This window comes from Streptomyces sp. NPDC015532 (genome assembly GCF_043078065.1).
Taxonomy (GTDB): domain Bacteria; phylum Actinomycetota; class Actinomycetes; order Streptomycetales; family Streptomycetaceae; genus Streptomyces.
Genome location: NZ_JBIBSY010000010.1, coordinates 225,416 through 244,285 on the forward strand (window position 1 = coordinate 225,416; position 18,870 = coordinate 244,285).

General features: G+C 71.6%; 17 protein-coding genes. 7 read left to right on the forward strand and 10 right to left on the reverse strand.

The annotated features are described in order from the left end of the window. Nucleotides 1-81: 81 nt before the first annotated feature. The 5 genes from ACF07B_RS27700 to xylB all read right to left on the reverse strand — a co-directional run bounded on the left by ACF07B_RS27700 (nucleotide 82) and on the right by xylB (nucleotide 6,654). Nucleotides 82-681, reverse strand: coding sequence for an N-acetylmuramoyl-L-alanine amidase (locus ACF07B_RS27700; RefSeq protein ID WP_392180920.1), 600 nt, complete (start codon nucleotides 679-681; stop codon nucleotides 82-84). A gap of 127 nt (nucleotides 682-808) precedes the next feature. Then, nucleotides 809-1,822 carry an acetamidase/formamidase family protein gene (locus tag ACF07B_RS27705; protein WP_392180921.1) on the reverse strand — a complete coding sequence of 338 codons (1,014 nt, stop codon included), beginning with the start codon at nucleotides 1,820-1,822 and terminating at the stop codon, nucleotides 809-811. Next, the gene (locus ACF07B_RS27710) at nucleotides 1,819-3,303 is read right to left on the reverse strand and encodes an APC family permease (RefSeq protein ID WP_392180922.1); all 1,485 of its coding nucleotides are present in this window, start codon (nucleotides 3,301-3,303) and stop codon (nucleotides 1,819-1,821) included. The genes ACF07B_RS27705 and ACF07B_RS27710 overlap by 4 nt, the downstream gene beginning before the upstream one ends. A gap of 523 nt (nucleotides 3,304-3,826) precedes the next feature. Then, a complete protein-coding gene (locus ACF07B_RS27715; protein ID WP_392180923.1) occupies nucleotides 3,827-5,035 on the reverse strand; it encodes an ROK family protein in 1,209 nt (402 codons plus the stop codon). Between the two features lie 173 nt (nucleotides 5,036-5,208). Continuing rightward, entirely contained in the window at nucleotides 5,209-6,654 is a 1,446-nt protein-coding gene (gene xylB, locus ACF07B_RS27720; RefSeq protein ID WP_392180924.1) for a xylulokinase, read from the reverse strand. Between the two features lie 217 nt (nucleotides 6,655-6,871). Here xylB and xylA point away from each other — a divergent pair, with 217 nt between their 5' ends. Together xylA and ACF07B_RS27730 are read left to right on the forward strand one after the other, a co-directional pair. Beyond that, a complete protein-coding gene (xylA, locus tag ACF07B_RS27725; protein ID WP_369479756.1) occupies nucleotides 6,872-8,038 on the forward strand; it encodes a xylose isomerase in 1,167 nt (388 codons plus the stop codon). A gap of 552 nt (nucleotides 8,039-8,590) precedes the next feature. Then, nucleotides 8,591-9,184: a hypothetical protein gene (locus ACF07B_RS27730; protein ID WP_392180925.1), complete on the forward strand. Its 594-nt coding sequence runs from the start codon at nucleotides 8,591-8,593 to the stop codon at nucleotides 9,182-9,184. A gap of 63 nt (nucleotides 9,185-9,247) precedes the next feature. Here ACF07B_RS27730 and ACF07B_RS27735 read toward each other — a convergent pair whose 3' ends face one another. Next, nucleotides 9,248-10,591 (reverse strand): esterase-like activity of phytase family protein, encoded by a 1,344-nt coding sequence (locus ACF07B_RS27735; protein ID WP_392180926.1) that lies wholly within the window; start codon nucleotides 10,589-10,591, stop codon nucleotides 9,248-9,250. 465 nt (nucleotides 10,592-11,056) lie between these two features. On the opposite strand from ACF07B_RS27735, the gene ACF07B_RS27740 reads away from it, so the two are divergent. After that, entirely contained in the window at nucleotides 11,057-11,239 is a 183-nt protein-coding gene (locus ACF07B_RS27740) for a hypothetical protein (protein WP_081223009.1), read from the forward strand. A 138-nt stretch (nucleotides 11,240-11,377) separates the two neighbouring features. Here the strand turns inward: ACF07B_RS27740 and ACF07B_RS27745 are convergent, their stop codons facing one another. The 3 genes from ACF07B_RS27745 to ACF07B_RS27755 all read right to left on the reverse strand — a co-directional run bounded on the left by ACF07B_RS27745 (nucleotide 11,378) and on the right by ACF07B_RS27755 (nucleotide 13,339). After that, nucleotides 11,378-12,244 carry a hypothetical protein gene (locus ACF07B_RS27745; RefSeq protein WP_392180927.1) on the reverse strand — a complete coding sequence of 289 codons (867 nt, stop codon included), beginning with the start codon at nucleotides 12,242-12,244 and terminating at the stop codon, nucleotides 11,378-11,380. Between the two features lie 133 nt (nucleotides 12,245-12,377). Then, complete coding sequence (locus tag ACF07B_RS27750; RefSeq protein WP_392180928.1) at nucleotides 12,378-12,695, reverse strand: hypothetical protein; 318 nt, start codon at nucleotides 12,693-12,695, stop codon at nucleotides 12,378-12,380. A 110-nt stretch (nucleotides 12,696-12,805) separates the two neighbouring features. Further along, entirely contained in the window at nucleotides 12,806-13,339 is a 534-nt protein-coding gene (locus tag ACF07B_RS27755) for a PadR family transcriptional regulator (RefSeq protein ID WP_392180929.1), read from the reverse strand. 109 nt (nucleotides 13,340-13,448) lie between these two features. On the opposite strand from ACF07B_RS27755, the gene ACF07B_RS27760 reads away from it, so the two are divergent. Next, nucleotides 13,449-14,207, forward strand: a complete 759-nt coding sequence (locus tag ACF07B_RS27760) for an alpha/beta fold hydrolase (RefSeq protein ID WP_392180930.1) — start codon at nucleotides 13,449-13,451, stop codon at nucleotides 14,205-14,207. A gap of 74 nt (nucleotides 14,208-14,281) precedes the next feature. Here the strand turns inward: ACF07B_RS27760 and ACF07B_RS27765 are convergent, their stop codons facing one another. After that, nucleotides 14,282-14,890 (reverse strand): class I SAM-dependent methyltransferase, encoded by a 609-nt coding sequence (locus ACF07B_RS27765; protein ID WP_392180931.1) that lies wholly within the window; start codon nucleotides 14,888-14,890, stop codon nucleotides 14,282-14,284. A gap of 143 nt (nucleotides 14,891-15,033) precedes the next feature. Here ACF07B_RS27765 and ACF07B_RS27770 point away from each other — a divergent pair, with 143 nt between their 5' ends. The 3 genes from ACF07B_RS27770 to ACF07B_RS27780 all read left to right on the forward strand — a co-directional run bounded on the left by ACF07B_RS27770 (nucleotide 15,034) and on the right by ACF07B_RS27780 (nucleotide 18,859). Then, nucleotides 15,034-15,807 (forward strand): MHYT domain-containing protein, encoded by a 774-nt coding sequence (locus ACF07B_RS27770; RefSeq protein ID WP_392180932.1) that lies wholly within the window; start codon nucleotides 15,034-15,036, stop codon nucleotides 15,805-15,807. Between the two features lie 62 nt (nucleotides 15,808-15,869). Then, complete coding sequence (locus ACF07B_RS27775; RefSeq protein ID WP_392180933.1) at nucleotides 15,870-18,425, forward strand: nitrate- and nitrite sensing domain-containing protein; 2,556 nt, start codon at nucleotides 15,870-15,872, stop codon at nucleotides 18,423-18,425. After that, entirely contained in the window at nucleotides 18,422-18,859 is a 438-nt protein-coding gene (locus tag ACF07B_RS27780) for a roadblock/LC7 domain-containing protein (protein ID WP_392180934.1), read from the forward strand. Before ACF07B_RS27775 ends, ACF07B_RS27780 begins: the two co-directional genes overlap by 4 nt. The last annotated feature ends 11 nt before the right edge of the window (nucleotides 18,860-18,870 follow it).

The following is an 18,870-nucleotide window of genomic DNA, read 5'->3' on the forward strand; positions in this document are numbered from 1 at the left end:
CTGGACAACCCGTGTGACGCTCCCCTTCCGCTCGGCGCCTCGCGGCTCGTCCGCCCGGATCACCGCGAGGTCCGTCCCCGGTCAGGCGAAGTTGACGAGTCTGATGTAGCGCGTCCAGTCCCAGTTCGGTCCCGGATCGGTGTGATCGGTGCCCGGCACCTCGTAGTGACCGAGGATGTGGGCACGGTCCTTGGGAATCCCGTACTGGTCGCAGATCGCGGCGGTGAGCTTGGCCGACTCCTCGTAGAGCGCGTTGGTGAAGTAGGCGGGCCGGTCCACCCAGCCCTCGTGCTCGATACCGATGCTTCTGGTGTTGTAGTCCCAGTTGCCCGCGTGCCAGGCGACGTCGCGCTCCCTCACGCACTGGGTGACATGGCCGTCGGCCGAGCGCACGAGATAGTGCGCGGACACCTTCTTCTGCGGATTCTGGAAGATGGACAGGGTCGTGGCATACGTGGCCTGGGTGACGTGGATGACCACGTAGTCGAGTTCGTAGCTGTAAGGGCGGTCGGACGCCGTGTAGTTGGAGCTGGTTGCCGGATTCCAGTCGGCGTCCGGATAGTCGACGGCCGCCGGCAGCGCGGCCGCCTTCACATCGGGGAGCAACGCGTAGGGGAAGGCCGCGAGGGCCGCGCCCTTGAGCAGCCGCCGTCGGCTCGGGAACGACCGTGCTCGTTCCATGGAGAGTTGGCCTTTCGTCGGTGGGGGGTCGGGGCCGTGAAACCACGGTCCGGAGTCGGGCCTTGCCGGCGTGGACACCGGACGCGGCGGAGTGCCGGTTCAGGTTCCGGACCGCTCGGCCGCGCGATCAGTGCCGGAGAGCCGCGGCTGTCTCCCGCAGCCGGGCGTGCAGTCCGCGATGTGTCTCACGCGCCGGCAGCCATTCCTTGCGGAGCTTGGCCACGCACGTGTAGTTCGTGTCGCAGACGTTCGCGAGGGGAGACTCGACCGTCTGCGTCGCGAACTGGTACGCGTCCAGTTCGCTGAACCCGTAGTCACGCACCAGCCACTGCACGAGATCGAGCTGGGATATCCGGAAGGCGTCCTCCAGCGGGCGTGCCGAGCCGGTCGAGATGATGTGGGTGTCGGACTCGATACGCGGCCAGGCGGTGGCGACTCCCTTGAGAAGCTCGACGATCACCACCGTGTTCATCGCGCATTCGACCGCGACTCCACAGGTCTCGCCCTCACCCTGGCGCGCGTGCCCGTCGCCCAGGCTGAGCAGGGCGCCTTCGACGTTCACCCCGAGATAGCAGGTCACTCCGGCCCGCATCTCCGGCGTGTCCATGTTTCCGCCGTGCGCGTCGGGCACCAAGGCGGAGCGGACCTCCAGGTTCGCAGGCGCCACACCCACGGTGCCGTGCATCGGATCCATCGGAAGTTCGACCTGGATGTCGCTGTCCCGCGCGCTGAACAGCGCGGTCCGCCGCTCCCGGTCGAGCTGCCAGATCCACACGGTCTCCGGCAGCGGTGGCTGAAGGGACGCGGTGGTGTGTGTGGAGGTCAGGGCGCCGAAGAGCGGGACCGTCGTCGACGCGGCCCAGTCACGGGCCGGCTCGATCGACACGAAATGAACCGCGACCGTGTCGCCGGGCTCCGCTCCCTCGACATGGAAGGGACCTGTCTGCGGATTGAGGAACGGGAACTCGCACACCTCGGAGACCAGGTCCTTCTCGGAGCGCACCCGTCCCGCGAAGCAGTCCTCGGTGTAGAGATCGAGGACCGTGCCCGGTGCGATGCGTGCCACGGGAGGTGCCCCGCCGAACGTCCAGGCGAACTCGTCCGGCGTGGGGCGCACGGTCAGGATCCGGGGATCGCTCATGACTGCACAGCTCCGCTCTGCGAAGGGGCGGGGGTCGAAGTCTCGTCGAGGTGGACACGGGCGGTCTCGGCTATGCGCCCCGGGTGGCGGCGCAGCAGGAAGATCAATATCACGACACCGGCCGCCATCCAGACACCCACGACGGGTCCGGCGTACGACACGGGCGGGGTCAGCTCGGTCACGAAGTCGAAGGCCGGCAGACCCGCGGCCGTCAGCAGGGCGGGAACGAAGGCGATGATGCCGAGCAGCGGGAACACCAGGTGCCGCACCGGCTTGAGCAACTCGCGTCTGCGGCGCAGGAAGTAGCCCGCACAGGCGAGATTGACCACGATGTACACGCCGATCACCACGGTGACGATCACGGTCGCGAGAAGCAGGAACGCGGTCACGGGGTCGTAAGCGAGGCCGAGACCCAGCATCGCCGCCACGCTCACGGCGGACTGTACGGCCACTCCGGCAGCGGGGGAGCGGTGTCGGGGGTGCACGCGCGCGAAGAGCGCGGGAAAGACCCGGATCCGAGCCAACGCGAAGGCCGTTCGCGTGGAGACGGTGGCACACGCGTTGGCATTGGCGATCGTCGAGTTGACCACCGCGAGGAACACGAGCACCCAGAACAGCCCGAACGAGGCGCGAGCCACCCCTTCCCACGAGGCGGCGCCGGACGCCCCGAATCCCGCGAACCGGTCGGGACCGAAGTACACCGACATGGCGTACGTCGTCAGGACGTAGACGAGACCGATGGCGAGCGCCGCGCCGAGGACGGCCCGGTGCATCGTGCGGCGCGGGTCCTTGGTCTCCTCCGCGAGCGGGGCCGCCGCCTCGAACCCGGCGAAGGCCAGCACGGTGTACACCGATCCCGCGAACACCCCGCTGATCCCGTCGTAGCCCTTGGCGGTGTGGGACGTGCCGAACACCGACAGCGTGTTGTCACCGCCTGCCTTGGCGATCAGCCACACCGCGAAGACGAGGAAGACCAGCACCTCGAAGACGCCGAGGACGGTGCCGAAGCGGGCCGAGGCACGTACGCCCAAATAGCCCGCCACCGCGATGACCGCCGCGCCCGCGAGCGACCAGGGCCACCAGAGGTCGCCCGGGTACGAGGACCATTCCTGGTGCAGTGTGCCCGCGGTGGTGAACCCGAGCTGAAGAAGGAGCAGAGGCGGCACCAGGGCCTCGACGAACACATAACCCCAGCCCACGAGGAATCCCGCGGACGGATGCAGTCCCTGCGCGGTGTAGGTGGCCACCGACCCCGCGGCGGGCATCTCCCGCGCGAGTTCGGCCACGCACGACGCGGTGAACAGACAGGCCACCAGGGCGATCAGCACGGACAGCGGCAGACTGCCGCCCGCGAACGCCGCTCCCGACGGGATGGACGCGGCGACGGCAGCCGCAGGCGCCATCGCCGTGATGCTCTGGAACAGGACCTCGCGCAGGCCGATCGCCTCACGCCGCAGACCCGGAACCGCCTCCTCCGACATCTGAACCCCCCGATCCGACCGGAACACAGCCCCCGGCAGGACGGCTGCGCCTCGCGTGAATTACGGTACGGCGCTTGCCCGTTGGGCAGGAAGGGCCGGGCGCGACTCCGTGGACAGCCCGCGGATTGTGGACAACACGATCACCCGCAAGGGGGACGCACTCGGTCGGCGTCTCGTGTCCATCCGGATGTTCCGCGCAACGCAGCTGCGGCGTCCCATCGCCGACCGGTCGGCGTGCCGCGCGTGACCGGTGGGGGTTCTGGCGACGGCCGGCGGGGTTCCGCCTGTGATGGCTGGGGTCTCCGACGACGGCCGGCGAGGGTTCCGCCTGGGACGGGTGGGATTTTGACGACGGCCGGCGAGGGTTCCGCCTGTGACGCGTGGAGGCTCTGACGACGGCCGGTGGGGTTCAGCCTGGGACTGGTGAGGGTTTCGACGCCGGCCGGCCGGGGTTCGCCTGGGACTGGTGGGGGCCGCGTCGCCGGCCGGCCGGGGTTTCGACTGCGACCGGTCGGCGTTCCGCCTATGACCGCCCCGCCACCGCCGCCGGGTCGTCGAGCACCGCGCGCACCACCGAATGCGCCGCACCGAGCAGCGGCCCCTCGGATCCCAGACGGGAGACGGACACCGGGCAGGCGGGACCCGCCGTACGCCGCGCCAGCTCGTCCTCCAGCGAGGGAAGCAGCCAGGGCGCCAGTCCGGCGAGGGCCCCGCCCAGCACCACCGACTCGGGGTCCAGCAGGTTGACCGCCCCGGTCAGAGCGATACCGAGCGCGGTGCCGGCGTCGTGCAGGGCACGGCGCACGTCCGGATCGCCGTCGGCGGCGCGCCGGGACAGCAGCCCGACCCGGTCCTCGCCCGGTTCGAGACCGGCGGCACGCAGAACGGCCTCCTCGCCCGCGTACTGTTCGAGGCAACCGCGTCCGCCGCACGGGCACTCCGGTCCCTCCGGACGCACCGGAACGTGCCCCAACTCGCCCGCGAAACCACGGGTCCCGCGCAGGAGCCGGCCGTCCACGAGGACCGCGGCACCGATGCCGATCTCCGCGGAGACGTGCAGAAAGTCACGCGGGGTCGTGTCGCCGAGCCAGAGCTCCGCGAGGCCGCCGAAGTTCGCTTCGTTGTCGACGGTCAGGGGCCACTCGGCGGGCAGCAGCTCACCGAGGTCCGTGTCGTGCCAGCCGAGGTTCGGCGCCTGGACCACGGTCCGGGCGTCACGGGCCACGAGCCCGGGGACGGCGACGGCGAGGCCGGCGGGCCACAGCCCTTCCCGGTCGGCCTCGGCGACGACCTGCCGTACCAGCGACGTCAGTTCCTGGACCACCGGCACGGCCGCCCGGCCGCGGTTCGTGCCGTGCCGTACGGCACGGGCCCGCACGGCGCCCCGGAGATCGACCGCGCACACCGCGAGATGGTCGACACCCACTTCGGCGCCGATCCCGGCCGGACCGTGCCCGCTGACGGCGAGCGCCGAGCCCGGACGCCCCACTCTGCCCGGCCGTTCGGGTCCCAGTTCTTCGAGGAGCCCCGTGCGGATCAGCTCGTCCACCAGGGTGGATATGGCCGCCCGGGTCAGACCGATGTGGGAGGCGACGGCGGCACGCGACAACGGTCCCTCGTCGCTCACGGTGTGCATGACCCGCGAGAGGTTGCGGCGGCGCATGCCCTGCTGGGTGTCGGGCAGTCGTCGGCCGGAACCGGTCGGATGGGCCTCGTGCAGCGGTGCGGTCATGCTTCCGTCAATCCTCGTCCGGCCGTCCCGTCGGCCTGTCTCGGTGCGGGTCCCCACCGGGCGGTCCCGCGCAGAGCGGGGCGCCGTCGCCACCCCAGGCCGGGTACCCCTCCCGCCGGAGGGGACCCCACTCGCGAGAGCCGTTCACGCCGGGGCGGCACGCCTGGTCCTGGTCAGTTCCTGTTCGGCTCCCGTTCGAGCAGCGGGGCCGCGTCGGAGAGTACCCCGGTGATCCGCGCCAGCGTCTCCTCGTCCCGGTCCATGGCATCGAGCACCGGCCCGCGGGCGGTGTCCCAGCGCCGGGCCACCGCCGCCGGGTCCTCGCCCGTCAGCAGACCGGCCGCCTGGGCGGCGGCGCCGAGCGCGACCAGTTCTCTGGCCTCGGGGATCTGCACAGGCCGCCCCGAGAGCCGTCGTACGGTCTGCTGCCAGGCCTTGCCCCGCGCCCCGCCGCCGATCAGGATCAACGGTGCCGAACGGTCGGCGTCCGCGTCCAGCACCAGGTCGAGGGCGCCCAGCAGGGAGTGCACGGCGCCGTCGTACGCGGCTTGGAGCAGCTGCCCGCCCGTCGTGTCGTGCCTCAGTCCGTGCAGCAGCCCCGAGGAGTGCGGCAGGTTCGGTGTGCGCTCGCCGTCCAGGAACGGCAGGAACGTCACCGAGGAGCCCGGCTCGACGGCCTCGCGGTCGAGGCCGAGCAGCGCGGCGAAACGGTCGACGGCCAGCGTGCAGTTCAGCGTGCAGGCCAGCGGGAGCCAGTCGCCGCGGGCGTCCGCGAACCCCGCCACCGTGCCGGTCGGATCGGCCGGGCGGTGCGTCGAGACGGCGTACACGGTCCCCGAAGTGCCGAGGCTGACCACAGGGGTGCCGGGGCGCAGCCCGAGGCCGAGTGCGGCGGCCGCGTTGTCCCCGGTTCCGGCCGCGACCAGGGTGCCCCTGGAGAACGGCAGTTCGCCCCTGGCGTGCACCGTTCCGGCCACCTCGCCCGGCCGGACAACGCGGGGGAGCAGGGCGGGGTCGAGCCCGATGTGGGCCAGGACCTCCTCGTCGTACGCCTCGCTCCCGGAGGCCCACCACCCGGTGCCCGAGGCGTCGCCGCGGTCGGTGGTGCCTTGTCCGGTGAGCCGTTCGGTGAGGTAGTCGTGGGGCAGTCGCACCGCTGCCGTCGCGCGGACGGCGTCGGGCTCGTGCTCGGCCAGCCAGGCCCACTTCGTGGCCGTGAAGGACGCGGCCGGCACGCTGCCGGTCCGCTCGGTCCAGGACTTCGGGCCGCCGAGCTCTTCGACCAGCCGACGGGCCTGGGGCGCCGAGCGCACGTCGTTCCACAGCAGGGCGGGGCGTACGGGCTCGCCGTGGGCGTCGAGCGTCACGAGCCCGTGCTGCTGCCCGCCGATCGACACGGCCGCCGCTTCGTGGGCGGCGTCGCCGCACTGGCGCAGCGCTTCGCAGAGCGCGTCCCACCACTGGCGGGGGTCGCTCTCGCGGCCCGCCCCGGTGGAGACGGTATGCGGCGCCTGGCCGCTCGCCACGACCTGTCCGGTCGACGCGTCGACGACCAGGGCCTTGGTGGACTGGGTGGACGAATCCACCCCGATGACGAGCGGACCCTCGGCTGCTGACATCGGACTCTCCCTCTTCCGCGGCTCCGCGGGATCTGTGCTGGTCATGGGATCTGTGCTGGTCACGGGGGTGTGCGGACCCGCCACGGACCGGATTCCGCGGTTCGTCCCCGGACCGATGTGACCAGGTTTCCTACTTCGTCTCTTCCCAGAGATGCGTCCGCATACTAATTTGTAAACTGCCATGACGAAATAGTCGGAGCTAGCAAGGAGCCGCGGCATGAACTACCAGCCCACCCCCGAGGACAGGTTCACCTTCGGACTGTGGACCGTCGGCTGGCAGGGACGGGACCCGTTCGGCGACGCCACCCGGCGTGCCCTGGACCCGGTCGAGTCCGTACAGCGACTGGCCGAGCTCGGCGCCTACGGAGTGACCTTCCACGACGACGACCTGATCCCCTTCGGGTCCTCGGACAGCGAGCGCGAGTCGCACATCAAGCGGTTCAGGCAGACCCTGGACGCCACCGGCCTCAAGGTGCCGATGGCCACCACCAACCTGTTCACGCACCCCGTCTTCAAGGACGGCGCGTTCACCGCGAACGACCGCGACGTGCGCCGCTACGCGCTGCGCAAGACCGTCCGCAACATCGACCTGGCGGTCGAGCTCGGGGCCGAGACGTACGTCGCCTGGGGTGGCCGCGAGGGTGCCGAGTCCGGCGCCGCCAAGGACGTACGCGTCGCACTCGACCGCATGAAGGAGGCCTTCGACCTCCTCGGTGAGTACGTGACGTCGCAGGGTTACGACCTGAGGTTCGCGATCGAGCCCAAGCCGAACGAGCCCCGAGGCGACATCCTGCTCCCCACCGTCGGCCACGCCCTCGCGTTCATCGAGCGCCTGGAGCGTCCGGAGCTGTACGGCGTCAACCCCGAGGTCGGCCACGAGCAGATGGCCGGACTGAACTTCGCGCACGGCATCGCGCAGGCGCTGTGGGCGGGCAAGCTGTTCCACATCGACCTCAACGGCCAGTCGGGCATCAAGTACGACCAGGACCTGCGGTTCGGCGCGGGCGATCTGCGGTCCGCCTTCTGGCTGGTCGACCTCCTGGAGACCGCCGGCTACGCGGGCCCGAAGCACTTCGACTTCAAGCCGCCGCGGACCGAGGACTTCGACGGCGTGTGGGCGTCGGCGGAGGGCTGCATGCGCAACTACCTGATCCTGCGCGAGCGCGCGGCCGCGTTCCGTGCCGACCCCGAGGTCCAGGCGGCACTGCGCGCCTCGCGCCTGCACGAGCTGGCGCAGCCCACCGCCGAGGACGGTCTCGCGGGGCTGCTCGCCGACCGTGCCGCCTTCGAGGACTTCGACGTCGAGGCCGCTGCCGCGCGCGGCATGGCCTTCGAGCAGCTGGACCAGCTGGCGATGGACCACCTCCTGGGCACGCGCGGCTGACCGGACCGCTCCCGATGGGCCGGACCCGCCCTCAGGCGGGTCCGGCCCGCACGCCTCGGCGTGCGATCCTCGCGTGGATGGTCCCGGAATCATGCGATCCAGGGCATGAGTCCGTATCAACTTCCGCACAGGGGTCGCGCGATGACCGGATTCGAGGCGACTCTTGGCGGTATGGCCATGCCGCCCGAACCGCCTCAGCCTCCACGTTCGCAGGGAGACACGCACCCTTTCGGGGGTGATGTCCTAGGTCTGCGTTCGGGGAGCTACGGTCCTCCGTCGTCCGGGGGTTACGGTCCTCCGCCATCGGGTGGCTATGGCCCTCCGCCCTCTGGGGGGTACGGCCCTCCGCCTGGTGGCTTCGGCCCTCCTCCCGGGGGTGACGGCCCTCCAACCGGGGGCTACGGCTCGCCGGATCAAGGAGGGGGCCTGCCTCCCGGGCAGGGCGGCGGCGGATGGCCGCCACCCCCGCCACCTCCGCCGCCCGGACCGCCACTCGGGCCCGGCGGTCACCGCGGAGGGCGGCGTCGCAACAGCCTGCTCCTCGTCATCGCGGTGATCGTCGGCGTCGGCATCATCGTGGCCGTGGCCGTCACGGCCATGGGTGGCGGCGGCAAAGGCAAGAAGTCCCCCACCGAGAGCACCGAGCGGTCTCCCAGTCCCTCGCTGAGCCTCCCGTCCGGATTTCCGTCGCTTCCCTCGGGCCTGCCCAGCGTCGTGCCGTCGCTTCCCTCGAACCTGCCCACCGGGCTGGTGCCCAGCGACCTGCGGTCCCTCTTCCCGTCGCTCGCGGACGACGAGGTGCCCTACTACCTTCTCCGGAAGGGCGATTGTTTCGACACGGACGACGCCCTGCCCGGACAGGCCGCCAGACGCACGTGCACCCAGCCGCACGACGCCGAGGTCGTGAAGGTCTCCGAGCTCAACGGCACCTACACCACAGCGGCGGCTCTCAAGAAGGCCGCCTCCGCGCTGTGCAAGGCTCCCTTGGAGCGAAAGGCGTCGTATCAAGCGGCCGGTACGGTGCGCGAGACACTCGTGCAGTACCCGGACACCGGGAGCTACGAGACCGGCATCGACAAGGTCGCGTGCAGCCTGGCCGCAAGCGTCGGCAAGGGGACCCACAAGCTCACCGGACCGCTGGAATGAGCGGCACGCGCGCGTGTCCGTCCAGCGTGCACCCACGCGTGCCCCGCTGAGGGTTTCCCGGGATCAGATACCGCGCGGCAGCCGTACGTAGGTGACGGTCGTCTCGATACCGCTGTCCACGAGCCGCCCCTGTGCGTCGAAGGCACCCGTTCCGTCCGTCATCCCGAAGTCGTTGTCGTTGATGAGGGCGAGCGTGTCGTGGTCCACGCGCGCGACGCCCTCGATCTTGCCGGGCACCCCGGCGACGGTCCCGAGGTCGACGACCAGACGCTTCGCCGCCACCGGAACGCCGGCCGGCTCCGGGTCGTCCAACTGCTCCAGCGACGGAGACGTGGTGTCGCTGTCGTACGGGCCGCCGAGGATGTTCGCGTCCCGGGTGAGCCGCACCGACTGCAGACGGGCCGACTTGTCGGTGCGCTCCTCCACGAGCAGGCGGTCGCCGCCGACGGCCACCACGGAGGAGATCTTCAGCTCGGACGGGTCGTCCTCGCTCGGGTCCACCACGTTCACCGGGTCGAAGCGGTACGCGTACTCGGCGGTCACGGCGTGCTTCCTGGGGGAGAAGCGCAGCAGTCGCGTCGTGCGCGACGCGTTGCCCGCGTCCGCGTCGGGCAGCGAGAGAGGGCTCTGGAGTGCCATCACGAGATCACCGTCGGGGAGCTGGGCGAGCCCTTCGAGGCCGCGGTTGCTCTTGCGGTGGAGCAGCACGGCCGGCAGCGCCTCGACGACCGGGTAGTCCGTGCCGGTCAGCCTGAGACCCTCGGGGACATAGCGCGTGAGGACCTTCCCGCGCGCGGAGACATGCACGAGTGACGGGCTGTACTCGTCGACGAGCCAGAACGAGCCGTCCTTCGCCCGCACGATGCCCTCGGTGTCCAGACCGTTCGCGTTGTACGGGAGGGAGGTCTGGGCGTCGTAGGAGTACGGAGCCTCGTCGCGTCCCGCCTGGTTGGACAGCCCGGTGACCGGCTTCCCCGACGACGTGGTGATCGGGATCGAGCCGATGACCTTCACGGTGGCACCGCATACCCGGATCTTCACGATCGCCGGGTCGAAGCCAGGAACCGGGAACGTCCGCCGCTTCGTGCCGGCCACCTTGATCTGGCCGTTGGGCCCCCGGTCGGTGACCGTCCAGAACTCGCCCTTGCGTCCGGCCGGGTAGATGTCGCTGCCGATGCCGCCGAGGTCGACACCGCGGTCGTCGCCCACCGTGCCGGGCAGCAGCGCGTTGCTGAACGTGCCGAGCGGGATGTTCCCGAGTGTCGCGGTGTGCGTCACGCGCGGCTGCGCCGGTCCGGACGTGGCGTCCGCGGTGCCCGCCGTCACGACGGCGGCCAGCACGGCGAGCGGCACGCCCAAGGCGACGGATCGGTTGACGCGGTGCTTGCCGGCGACATGCGGGGACATCAGGCCTCCTGAGCCACAACTTCGTTGACAACGGCAAGAGTTGGCTTCGGTGTCGAACGGACGGTGACGTGAGGGTGAATGCCGCGCGTCGACCGGTCATCGGGTCTCCGCCGATCGCGCGAGGGCGGTCGACGGGTCGTTCACCGTCGGCTGCGCGTGGTGCGTCGCGCGCCGTTCGTGCTCTGTCCGGAGTCGGGTGTGTCTTGTGCGGAGGCCGGGCTCGCGGCTCCGCCGGAAGGTCCCGTGCCCCGTATCCGTGTCCCGGATCTTGTGCCCCGGGTCCGCGCCCCGGATCCTGTGCACCGAGGGCACCGGGTCCGACGCCCGCGCGGGGCCACCCGGGATCCTCTCAGGGGTGAGTAGGGGCACGCGTCAGGGATGTATCAGGGTCGCGGTCCGGAACCGTGGGACGCGGGGACCCGTTCTCAGGACAGAGAGCGGCAGCAGCCGCGGAGGAGGCGACACATGTCGAAGAACGCGAAGATCGCCGCAGGAGGTGTGGCGGTCGGCCTGATCCTGTTGATCTGGCTGCCCTGGTGGGCCGCCTTCCTGATCGTGCTGGGAGTTCCGGCGGCCGCGTATCTGGCGCTGGATCCGTCGCAGCGGCGCAGGCTGCGCCGTGTCACCCGCAAGGAGATCGGCCGCTGAGGACCGACCGGCCGGTGCCGAGCCGTCCGCCGGCCGTCTCTCCGCTCACCGTGGCCGGTGAGGGCCGAAGCGGCCGACGCGACTGACTCAGGGGACCGGGCAGGGCCGCGTCACCGGGGTTCCGCGTGACGCGGCCACTCAGCTGGGGCGCACCGCCATCTTGTCCAGGGCCTCCAGGAGGTCGGGCAGCTCCGGCCCGCGACCGACGGGCAGAACCTCGCCGGGTTCCTCGTCGAGCAGGACGAAAGCGATGTCGTCGGTCCTGGCGACCAGTGACCAGCCGGGGCCGTCGGCGCGCAGGGTGCGAGCGTCGCCCGTGGCGAAGGACGAGCGAACGCGGCCCAGCGGGGGCGGTGTGTCCACGTACGAGCGGGCCTCGGCGAGGACGCGGCGGATCCCGGCACGGTTCACGCCCTTCTTGTCCTCGCCCTCCTTCTCGTCCCCGCCCTGAGAGTCCTGAGCGTCGTCAGAGGCGCTCTCGGCATCCTCCGAGGGCGCGAACTCGCTGTCGTCGATCTGGTCGCGCCACGTGGCCCACTGGAGCGCGATCTCGTCGGCGCCGAGGCGCCGCTGGGCCGGCCCCCAGGAGGTGGTGTCCGGCGGGCTGAGCGGAGGCCGCTCCGTGAGCTCGGGCGAGGGGTCGTGCGGAGCCGGCACCCCGGGGGCCGAGACGGCGACATCGAGGGGCCAGCCAGGCAGCGCGGCGACGACCGTCCGCTCGTCCGGCGACAGCTCGTGCTCCATCCCGCAGTCCCAGGACGCGATGGCGACGGCGACCAGGGAGACGTCGTCGATGACGACGGTCCAGCGCGCGCCCTCCCCGTCCTGGCCGAGCACCAGCCCGTACCCGTCCGCGAGAGGCGCGAGGTCGAGCGTCGCGCAGGCTTCCGGGTAGTCGTCACCGAGCACGCTGGGGAACTTCGCCGGCGTCAGCAGCACCGCCGTGAGCACATACAGCGCGTCGTCGTCCCCGGTGGCGACGGCTTCTTCGTCCGTCCCGACCATTCCAGCCTCCCGATCGCTCCATCTGTCGGCGCACCCTAAGCGACGGGAAGGCGCTTGTCACGGGCCCGAAACCCGTGCGGAGCTGCAGCTATCCGGCTGGACAGGGGCGAAACGCCCTCGCGGGCCGGCCCGGTCAGGCCGCCGGCAGTCCGAGCAGGGTACGGGCGACCGCCTGCGGCGACTCGTCGCGTTCGCGGGCGAGAGCGACAACGGCCCGGCAGGCCAGCTCGTTGACCCCGAACGACAAAGCCTCCGGCGACACCCAGGCGGCCGCCTCGTCGATCCGCTCCTGGTCGTCCGCCGCGCACGCGGCCACGTACACCGCGGCCGCCTCGAACAGGTTGTATGTGCGCTTTCTCTCTTTCCGGGCCGTCTCCCTCGCGGACCCCTCGGGCCGCTCGGCCGCGGTCCTGCGCCCGATGGAGCGGAGCCTGCCGAATATGCCGGACATCCGGTCACCGTCCCCTGCGTGATCGCCGATCGTGCGGTTGCTGCTACTCAACGTAGAGATGGAGCTGCGGCGACAGAAGAGGGGCGGTCCGGGTGAAGCCGGATCTCGTGTCAGCGGCCGTCCGCGTCGAGTGAGTCGAGGGTGCTCCGCAGCCAGGCAAGTTCGGCCTGGCTGGTGGCCCGCGCGATGGTGAGGATGCCGCGCCGGAAGGGGTCGTCCAGCTCCTCGGCCCGCAGGGGCCGGTCGCCGTCGTAGAAGAAGCTCGCGGGTTCCTCCAGGAAGGCCAGCCTGCGGCGCAGCACGGCCGCCTGTGCCTCGGGTTCCGGCAGATGCCTCAGGAAGGCGAGCACCGTGAACCAGCGGTTCTCGTCCGTGATGTCCCGCCGCGGTGGTTCCGCGAGCCTGCGGCGCAGTTCGCGTCCGCCCTCCTCGGTGAGCGTCAGGACGTGACGAGGGGCGGCGACGGAGCCGGGCTGGGTGGCGCGTTCCAGCAGCTGCGCGTTCTCCAGCCGCTTGATCGCGGGATACAGCGTGCTCTCCGCCACCGGCTTCACGTGCCCCGTCAGCGCGGTGATGCGCTTTCGCAGCTCGTAGCCGTGCAAGGGGGCGTCGTACAGGAATCCGAGGATGGCCAGCTCCAGCATGACCACATTCTGCCGCACCAACGCTGTACATCGTTCCATCAATACATCGGAACCGATGTATGCTCCTGGAGCTGTGGAGAACGAAGGAACGGCGACAGGGGAGAGCGCTATGCGGCAGGCGGAGTTCGACGGCACGGGAAGCATGATCCGCTGGACGGAGGCGGCGGGCGGTGGACCCGCGCGCGTGTACGTGCACGGCCTGGGGTCGGCCTCGACGGTCTACAACGCCCACATCGCGGCCCGGCCCGAACTGGCGGGCCGGCGTACCCTGTTCGTCGACCTGCCCGGCCACGGCATCAGCGACCGTCCCGCCGACTTCGGCTACACCCTGGAGGACCACGCCACGGCTCTGGCGGCAGCCCTGGACGCGGCGCGTGTAGCGGGAGCCGAGCTCGTCGCACACAGCATGGGAGGCTCCGTCGCGGTCGTGCTCGCCCATCGCCGCCCCGAGCTCGTCTCACGGCTTGTCCTGGTGGAGGCCAACCTCGATCCCCGTCCTCCGGTCACCGCGGGGAGCAGCGGCATCGCCTCCTACGAGGAGGACGAGTACGTCGACAACGGTGGTCACGCGCGCGTGCTCGAGAAGATCGGCCCCCTCTGGGCCGCGACCATGCGACTCGCCGATCCGCGTGCCCTGCACCGCTCGGCGACCGGACTCGCCCGGGGCACCACCCCGACGATGCGTCAGATGCTCGTGGGACTGAGGGCCGAGCGTGTCTTCCTCCAGGGCGAGCTCAGTGGCGAAGTGCCGGGAGCCGGTGACCTGGAAGCGGCAGGGGTGCGTGTCGTGACCGTGCCGGGTGCCGGACACAACATCATGTTCGACAATCCCGACGCGTTCGCGGCGGCCGTCGCCGACGCGGCCTGACGGCTGATCACGGGATCCGGCCGGCGGGCCGTCCCCGGTGGAGGGCCCGCCGGCCTCCGGCGAAGGACCGGCGGTCATCCCCGGCGTGCGGCCAGTGCGAGAAAGCGGGCGTCCTCGTCCACGTACGAGGTCATGTCCCAGCCGGAAGCGGCCAGCAGGGGACCCAGGTTGTGTTCGGCGCGCAGATCGTCCGGAGTGATCTGCCGGCCCTGGCGGGCCGCGAGCGCGGCCCGGCCGATGGGGTGGAAGAGGGCGAGTGCGCCGCCGGGCCGCACCACCCGGGCCAACTCCACCAGATTCTCGGCGGGGTTCGGCAGGTGCGCGACGAGCCCGGCCGCGAACACCGCGTCCAGCGACTCGTCGCGCAGCGGCAGCGCGGTGACATCGGCCAGCAGCAGCCTTCCGTCGCGGTCCCGTCCGGCCCGGACCGCGGCCTCCAGCATGGCCGGGGTCAGATCGGCTCCCACCACCACCCCGGTGCCTCCGACGGCCGCTCGCAGCGAGGGCAGGGCACGCCCGGTGCCGCAGCCCGCGTCGAGTACGCGGTCACCCGTGCGCAACCCCATCCGGGCCACCGCTGCCGCGTAGGCGGGCCCGTCGTCGGGGAAACGGCTGTCCCAGCCGGCGGCGCGCGCGCCGAAGAACTCCTGGACGTGTGTGTGGTCGTCGCTCATGTGCCGCATGATCTCTCACCGACACGAAGGACGACGCGGTGCACACGTTCGAGCCCGCCGCGATCGCTCGGGCGCACGTCTACGTCAGTTTGCAACAGCTTTCGAAACGCGCCCCTGTTGTGCGCCCCCGCGCGCACTAGCGTCCCGGGGCCATGGGACACCTGGACCACGCCGCCTTCGGCTGGCTGACCCCCGTACTGTCGTACGCGATGGCGTGCACAGGCTCCGCACTGGGGCTGCGCTGCACGGTCCGCGGGCTCGACGCCACCGGAAGGTCGCGCCGCAACTGGCTGCTCGCGGCCGCTTCCGCGATCGGCACCGGCATCTGGACGATGCACTTCGTCGCGATGCTGGGCTTCGGCGTCACGGGCACGGAGATCCGCTACAACGTGCCCCTGACGATCCTCAGTCTGCTGGTCGCCATGGCCGTCGTCGGCGCGGGCCTCTTCGCCGTCGGCTACGGTCGCGACCGGCACCGCGCACTCGTCTTCGGCGGGCTCACCACAGGGGTCGGCGTGGCGAGCATGCACTACCTGGGAATGGCCGCGCTGCGGCTGCACGGCCAAGTGCGGTACGACCCCGCACTCGTCGCCCTCTCGGTCGTGATCGCCGTGGTGGCGGCGACCGCCGCACTGTGGGCCGCGCTCTCCATCCGGTCCCCCGTGGCGGTCGCCGCGGCCTCCCTGGTCATGGGCGGCGCGGTGAGCAGCATGCACTACACCGGAATGATGGCCGTGAGCGTACGAGTCACCCCCTCCGGCGTACCGCTGTCCGGTGCCACGGCGATGCAGTTCATCTTCCCCCTCGCCGTCGGTCTCGGCTCCTACCTCTTCCTGACAGCGGCCTTCGTCGCCCTGTCGCCGATGTCCGGCCGAACCGAAGCGTCCCCGCCGGCCCGACGTCCGGTCGAGGGCGCCGCCCGCTGACGCCGGTACCGGAGCCGCGCGGCCCGGACGGCACGCCCCGAACCTCTCCGATCGAGGAGGCCATGCGTACACCCCGCAGGACCACCACAGCCGGCGCCCAGCCACCGCTCCCGCGGCGGGGTCGTCGCGCGCACGCGGGCCCACCGGCGGACGAGGGGAACCTCGGCGACTTCGCCGGACCCTCGCCCGAAGCGCTCACGCGCGCGGGACGATGGCACGTCCGGCCCCGTACCGTCCGGGCCAAGATCGTCAGCCTGCTGATGGTGCCCATCGTCTCCTTGCTCGCCCTGTGGGCCTACGCCACCGTGAGCACGGCGCAGGACGTCGCGCGGCTGCGGCAGTCGCAGCGCGTGGACCTGACGGTCCGCGCCCCCGTGGACGCCGCGGTCGCCGCGCTCCAGGCCGAACGGGCGGAAGCCGTCCGCTACGCGACCGACCCCACCGAGTTGTCGCCGGGCGACTTCAAGGACCTCTCACGACTCACCGACCGCGCCGTGGCGAAGCTCCGCCTGGGAGACCACAACACCGTCGCCGACGGCGCGGACCTGCCGGCCGGTGTCGCCGGACGTCTCGCCGCCTTCGTCGCCGACACGGAGCGGCTGCGGTCACTGCGCGCAGGTGTGCTGGAGCGCCGTACCGGATGGGAAGAGGCGTACGGCGAGTACACCAGGACCATTTCGACGGCATTCGGCGTCGACGGAGCGCTCACGGGCGTCTCCGGAGCGGGCCTGCGCACCGACGCACGCGTGCTCCTCGAATTCTCCCGGGCTGGAGAGGCACTCGCCCAGGAGGACGCCGTACTCGGCGGGGCCCGGCTCGCCCGGACCCTCGACGGTGAACGGCTACGGCTGTTCACGGGGGCCGTGGACACGCGCCGCACCCTGACGGACGCCGCGGCACCGGACCTCGGCGGTCCCGAACGAACCGCCTGGAACGACCTCATGGAGGGGAGCGCCTACGACGACGTGCGCGCCGTCGAGGACAAGGTGCTCCTCGCGCGCCCCGGCCCCAAGGCCCTCGATGCGGCCCCGGAGGCGACCTGGAGCATCGCTGCGGAGCGGGTGAGCGACGGAATGCGTACGGTCGAGGCCGACGCGGGCCGTCGTGCCGCGGACGCGGCCGACCCGCTCGGGCACGCCCTGCTCACCCCGGCCGGCGCCGCGGTCCTCTTCGGCCTCGGCGCCGTCGTCGCCTCACTGATCATCTCCGTACGCATCGGACGCGACCTCGTCGTCGAACTCGTGGGACTGCGCGACAGCGCCCTCGACATCGCCCGCCGGAAACTCCCCGAAGCCATGCGCAGGCTGCGCGCGGGAGAGCCGGTGGACGTCGACGACGAGGCCCCGCCGGCCCGGCCCTCGGAGGACGAGACCGGACAGGTCGCCCAGGCGCTGAACACCGTGCACAGGGCCGCCCTGAGCGCCGCCGTCGAGCGCGCGGAGCTGGCCGGCGGCATCTCCGGGGTCTTCGTCAACCTCGCCCGGCGCAGTCAGGTACTCGTGCACCGCCAGCTGAATCTCCTGGACGCCATGGAGCGCAGGTCCGATGACCCGGACGAGCTGAGCGACCTGTTCCGCCTCGACCACCTCACCACGCGGATGCGACGTCACGCGGAGAGCCTCATCATCCTGTCCGGAGCCGCGCCCGGACGGGCGTGGCGAAGGCCCGTCTCGCTCACGAACGTCGTCCGGGCGGCCGTCTCCGAAGTCGAGGACTACGCGCGCGTGGAGGTACGGCAACTCCCCGAGGCGGCCGTGGTCGGCGGAGCGGTCGCCGACCTCACCCATCTCGTGGCGGAACTCGTCGAGAACGCCGCCCAGTTCTCGCCCCCGCACACCCGGGTGCGGATCACCGGTGAACCGGTCGCCAACGGCTACGCGATCGAGGTCGAGGACCGGGGACTGGGAATGAGCAAGGAGCGGATCACCGAGGCCAATCTGCGGATCGAGCGGTCCGAGGCCCTCGACCTGTACGACAGCGACCGGCTGGGCCTCTTCGTGGTCAGCCGGCTCTCGGCCCGGCACGGCATCAAGGTGCACCTGCAGACCTCGCCCTACGGGGGCACCACCGCGGTCGTGCTGCTGCCCACGGCACTGCTGCAGGACGGCCCGATGGAACGTTCCCTCCAGGAGGCGCACACGGACAGGCCGCCGGAGAGGGAGTACGCGCGCGTGCCGGTCACTCCGGTGCGCGACGCCGTCCAGGCCGTCACCGAGCGGCCCGCGCTGGTCCCACCGCGACCGAAGGCTGCCGAGGAACCGGCGACCGGATCACGGGGAGCACCGCCCCGGGCGAGCGGTACCAAGGAGACCGCGCTGTCGGGAGTGGCGCCGCTGCGCCTGCACCGTCCCGAGGAGGACCCGGCGGCGGCCTCCGACGCACTTCCACGCCGGGTGCGCCAGGCGAACCTGGCCCCCCAACTGCGCGGACAGCGTTCCGACGAGCCGACGGAACCCCAGGTGTCCCCGGAGGACGACGAGCGCACACCCGAACTCGTACGGACGCGCATGGCCGCGTACCGGGCCGGATGGGCACGCGGCGGCGGCCGGTCCCCCGGTATCGGAGCAACCGCCGGCCCCGAAGCGGGCGGCGACAGCAGCGAAGGAGACCCCTCATGATCCAGGACCCGAGCACGGGCAGAGCCCAGCGGTCCGGCGAACTCGACTGGCTGCTGGACGACATGGTGCTGCGTGTGTCCGAGGTACGGCACGCCGTCGTGCTGTCGAACGACGGACTGGCGGTGGGCGCGTCCACCGCCCTGCGGCGCGAGGACGCCGAACACCTCGCGGCCGTCGCCTCCGGATTCCACAGCCTGGCCAAAGGAGCAGGCCGCCACTTCGGCGCGGGCGGGGTGCGCCAGACGATGGTGGAGATGGACGACGGCTTCCTGTTCGTGGCCGCGGCGGGCGACGGATCGTGTCTCGCCGTCCTGACCACCGTCACCGCCGACATCGGACTCGTGGCGTACGAGATGGCGCTCCTGGTCAAGCGGGTCGGCGAGCATCTCCACGCCCCGCCCCGGGTCGGCGCACAGCCGCCCGCGGCGGGATGACCGAGGACGGC

Coding starts and splice junctions, on each gene's coding strand:
- ACF07B_RS27750 (WP_392180928.1), bottom strand. CDS start 12,695: ATGTCCGGCATATTCGGCAGGCTCCGCTCCATCGGGCGCAGGACCGCG.
- ACF07B_RS27770 (WP_392180932.1), top strand. CDS start 15,034: ATGGGACACCTGGACCACGCCGCCTTCGGCTGGCTGACCCCCGTACTG.
- ACF07B_RS27775 (WP_392180933.1), top strand. CDS start 15,870: ATGCGTACACCCCGCAGGACCACCACAGCCGGCGCCCAGCCACCGCTC.
- ACF07B_RS27780 (WP_392180934.1), top strand. CDS start 18,422: ATGATCCAGGACCCGAGCACGGGCAGAGCCCAGCGGTCCGGCGAACTC.
- ACF07B_RS27740 (WP_081223009.1), top strand. CDS start 11,057: ATGTCGAAGAACGCGAAGATCGCCGCAGGAGGTGTGGCGGTCGGCCTG.
- ACF07B_RS27765 (WP_392180931.1), bottom strand. CDS start 14,890: ATGCGGCACATGAGCGACGACCACACACACGTCCAGGAGTTCTTCGGC.
- ACF07B_RS27715 (WP_392180923.1), bottom strand. CDS start 5,035: ATGACCGCACCGCTGCACGAGGCCCATCCGACCGGTTCCGGCCGACGA.
- ACF07B_RS27710 (WP_392180922.1), bottom strand. CDS start 3,303: ATGTCGGAGGAGGCGGTTCCGGGTCTGCGGCGTGAGGCGATCGGCCTG.
- ACF07B_RS27700 (WP_392180920.1), bottom strand. CDS start 681: ATGGAACGAGCACGGTCGTTCCCGAGCCGACGGCGGCTGCTCAAGGGC.
- ACF07B_RS27745 (WP_392180927.1), bottom strand. CDS start 12,244: ATGGTCGGGACGGACGAAGAAGCCGTCGCCACCGGGGACGACGACGCG.
- ACF07B_RS27760 (WP_392180930.1), top strand. CDS start 13,449: ATGCGGCAGGCGGAGTTCGACGGCACGGGAAGCATGATCCGCTGGACG.
- ACF07B_RS27705 (WP_392180921.1), bottom strand. CDS start 1,822: ATGAGCGATCCCCGGATCCTGACCGTGCGCCCCACGCCGGACGAGTTC.
- ACF07B_RS27755 (WP_392180929.1), bottom strand. CDS start 13,339: ATGCTGGAGCTGGCCATCCTCGGATTCCTGTACGACGCCCCCTTGCAC.
- xylA (WP_369479756.1), top strand. CDS start 6,872: ATGAACTACCAGCCCACCCCCGAGGACAGGTTCACCTTCGGACTGTGG.
- ACF07B_RS27735 (WP_392180926.1), bottom strand. CDS start 10,591: ATGTCCCCGCATGTCGCCGGCAAGCACCGCGTCAACCGATCCGTCGCC.
- xylB (WP_392180924.1), bottom strand. CDS start 6,654: ATGTCAGCAGCCGAGGGTCCGCTCGTCATCGGGGTGGATTCGTCCACC.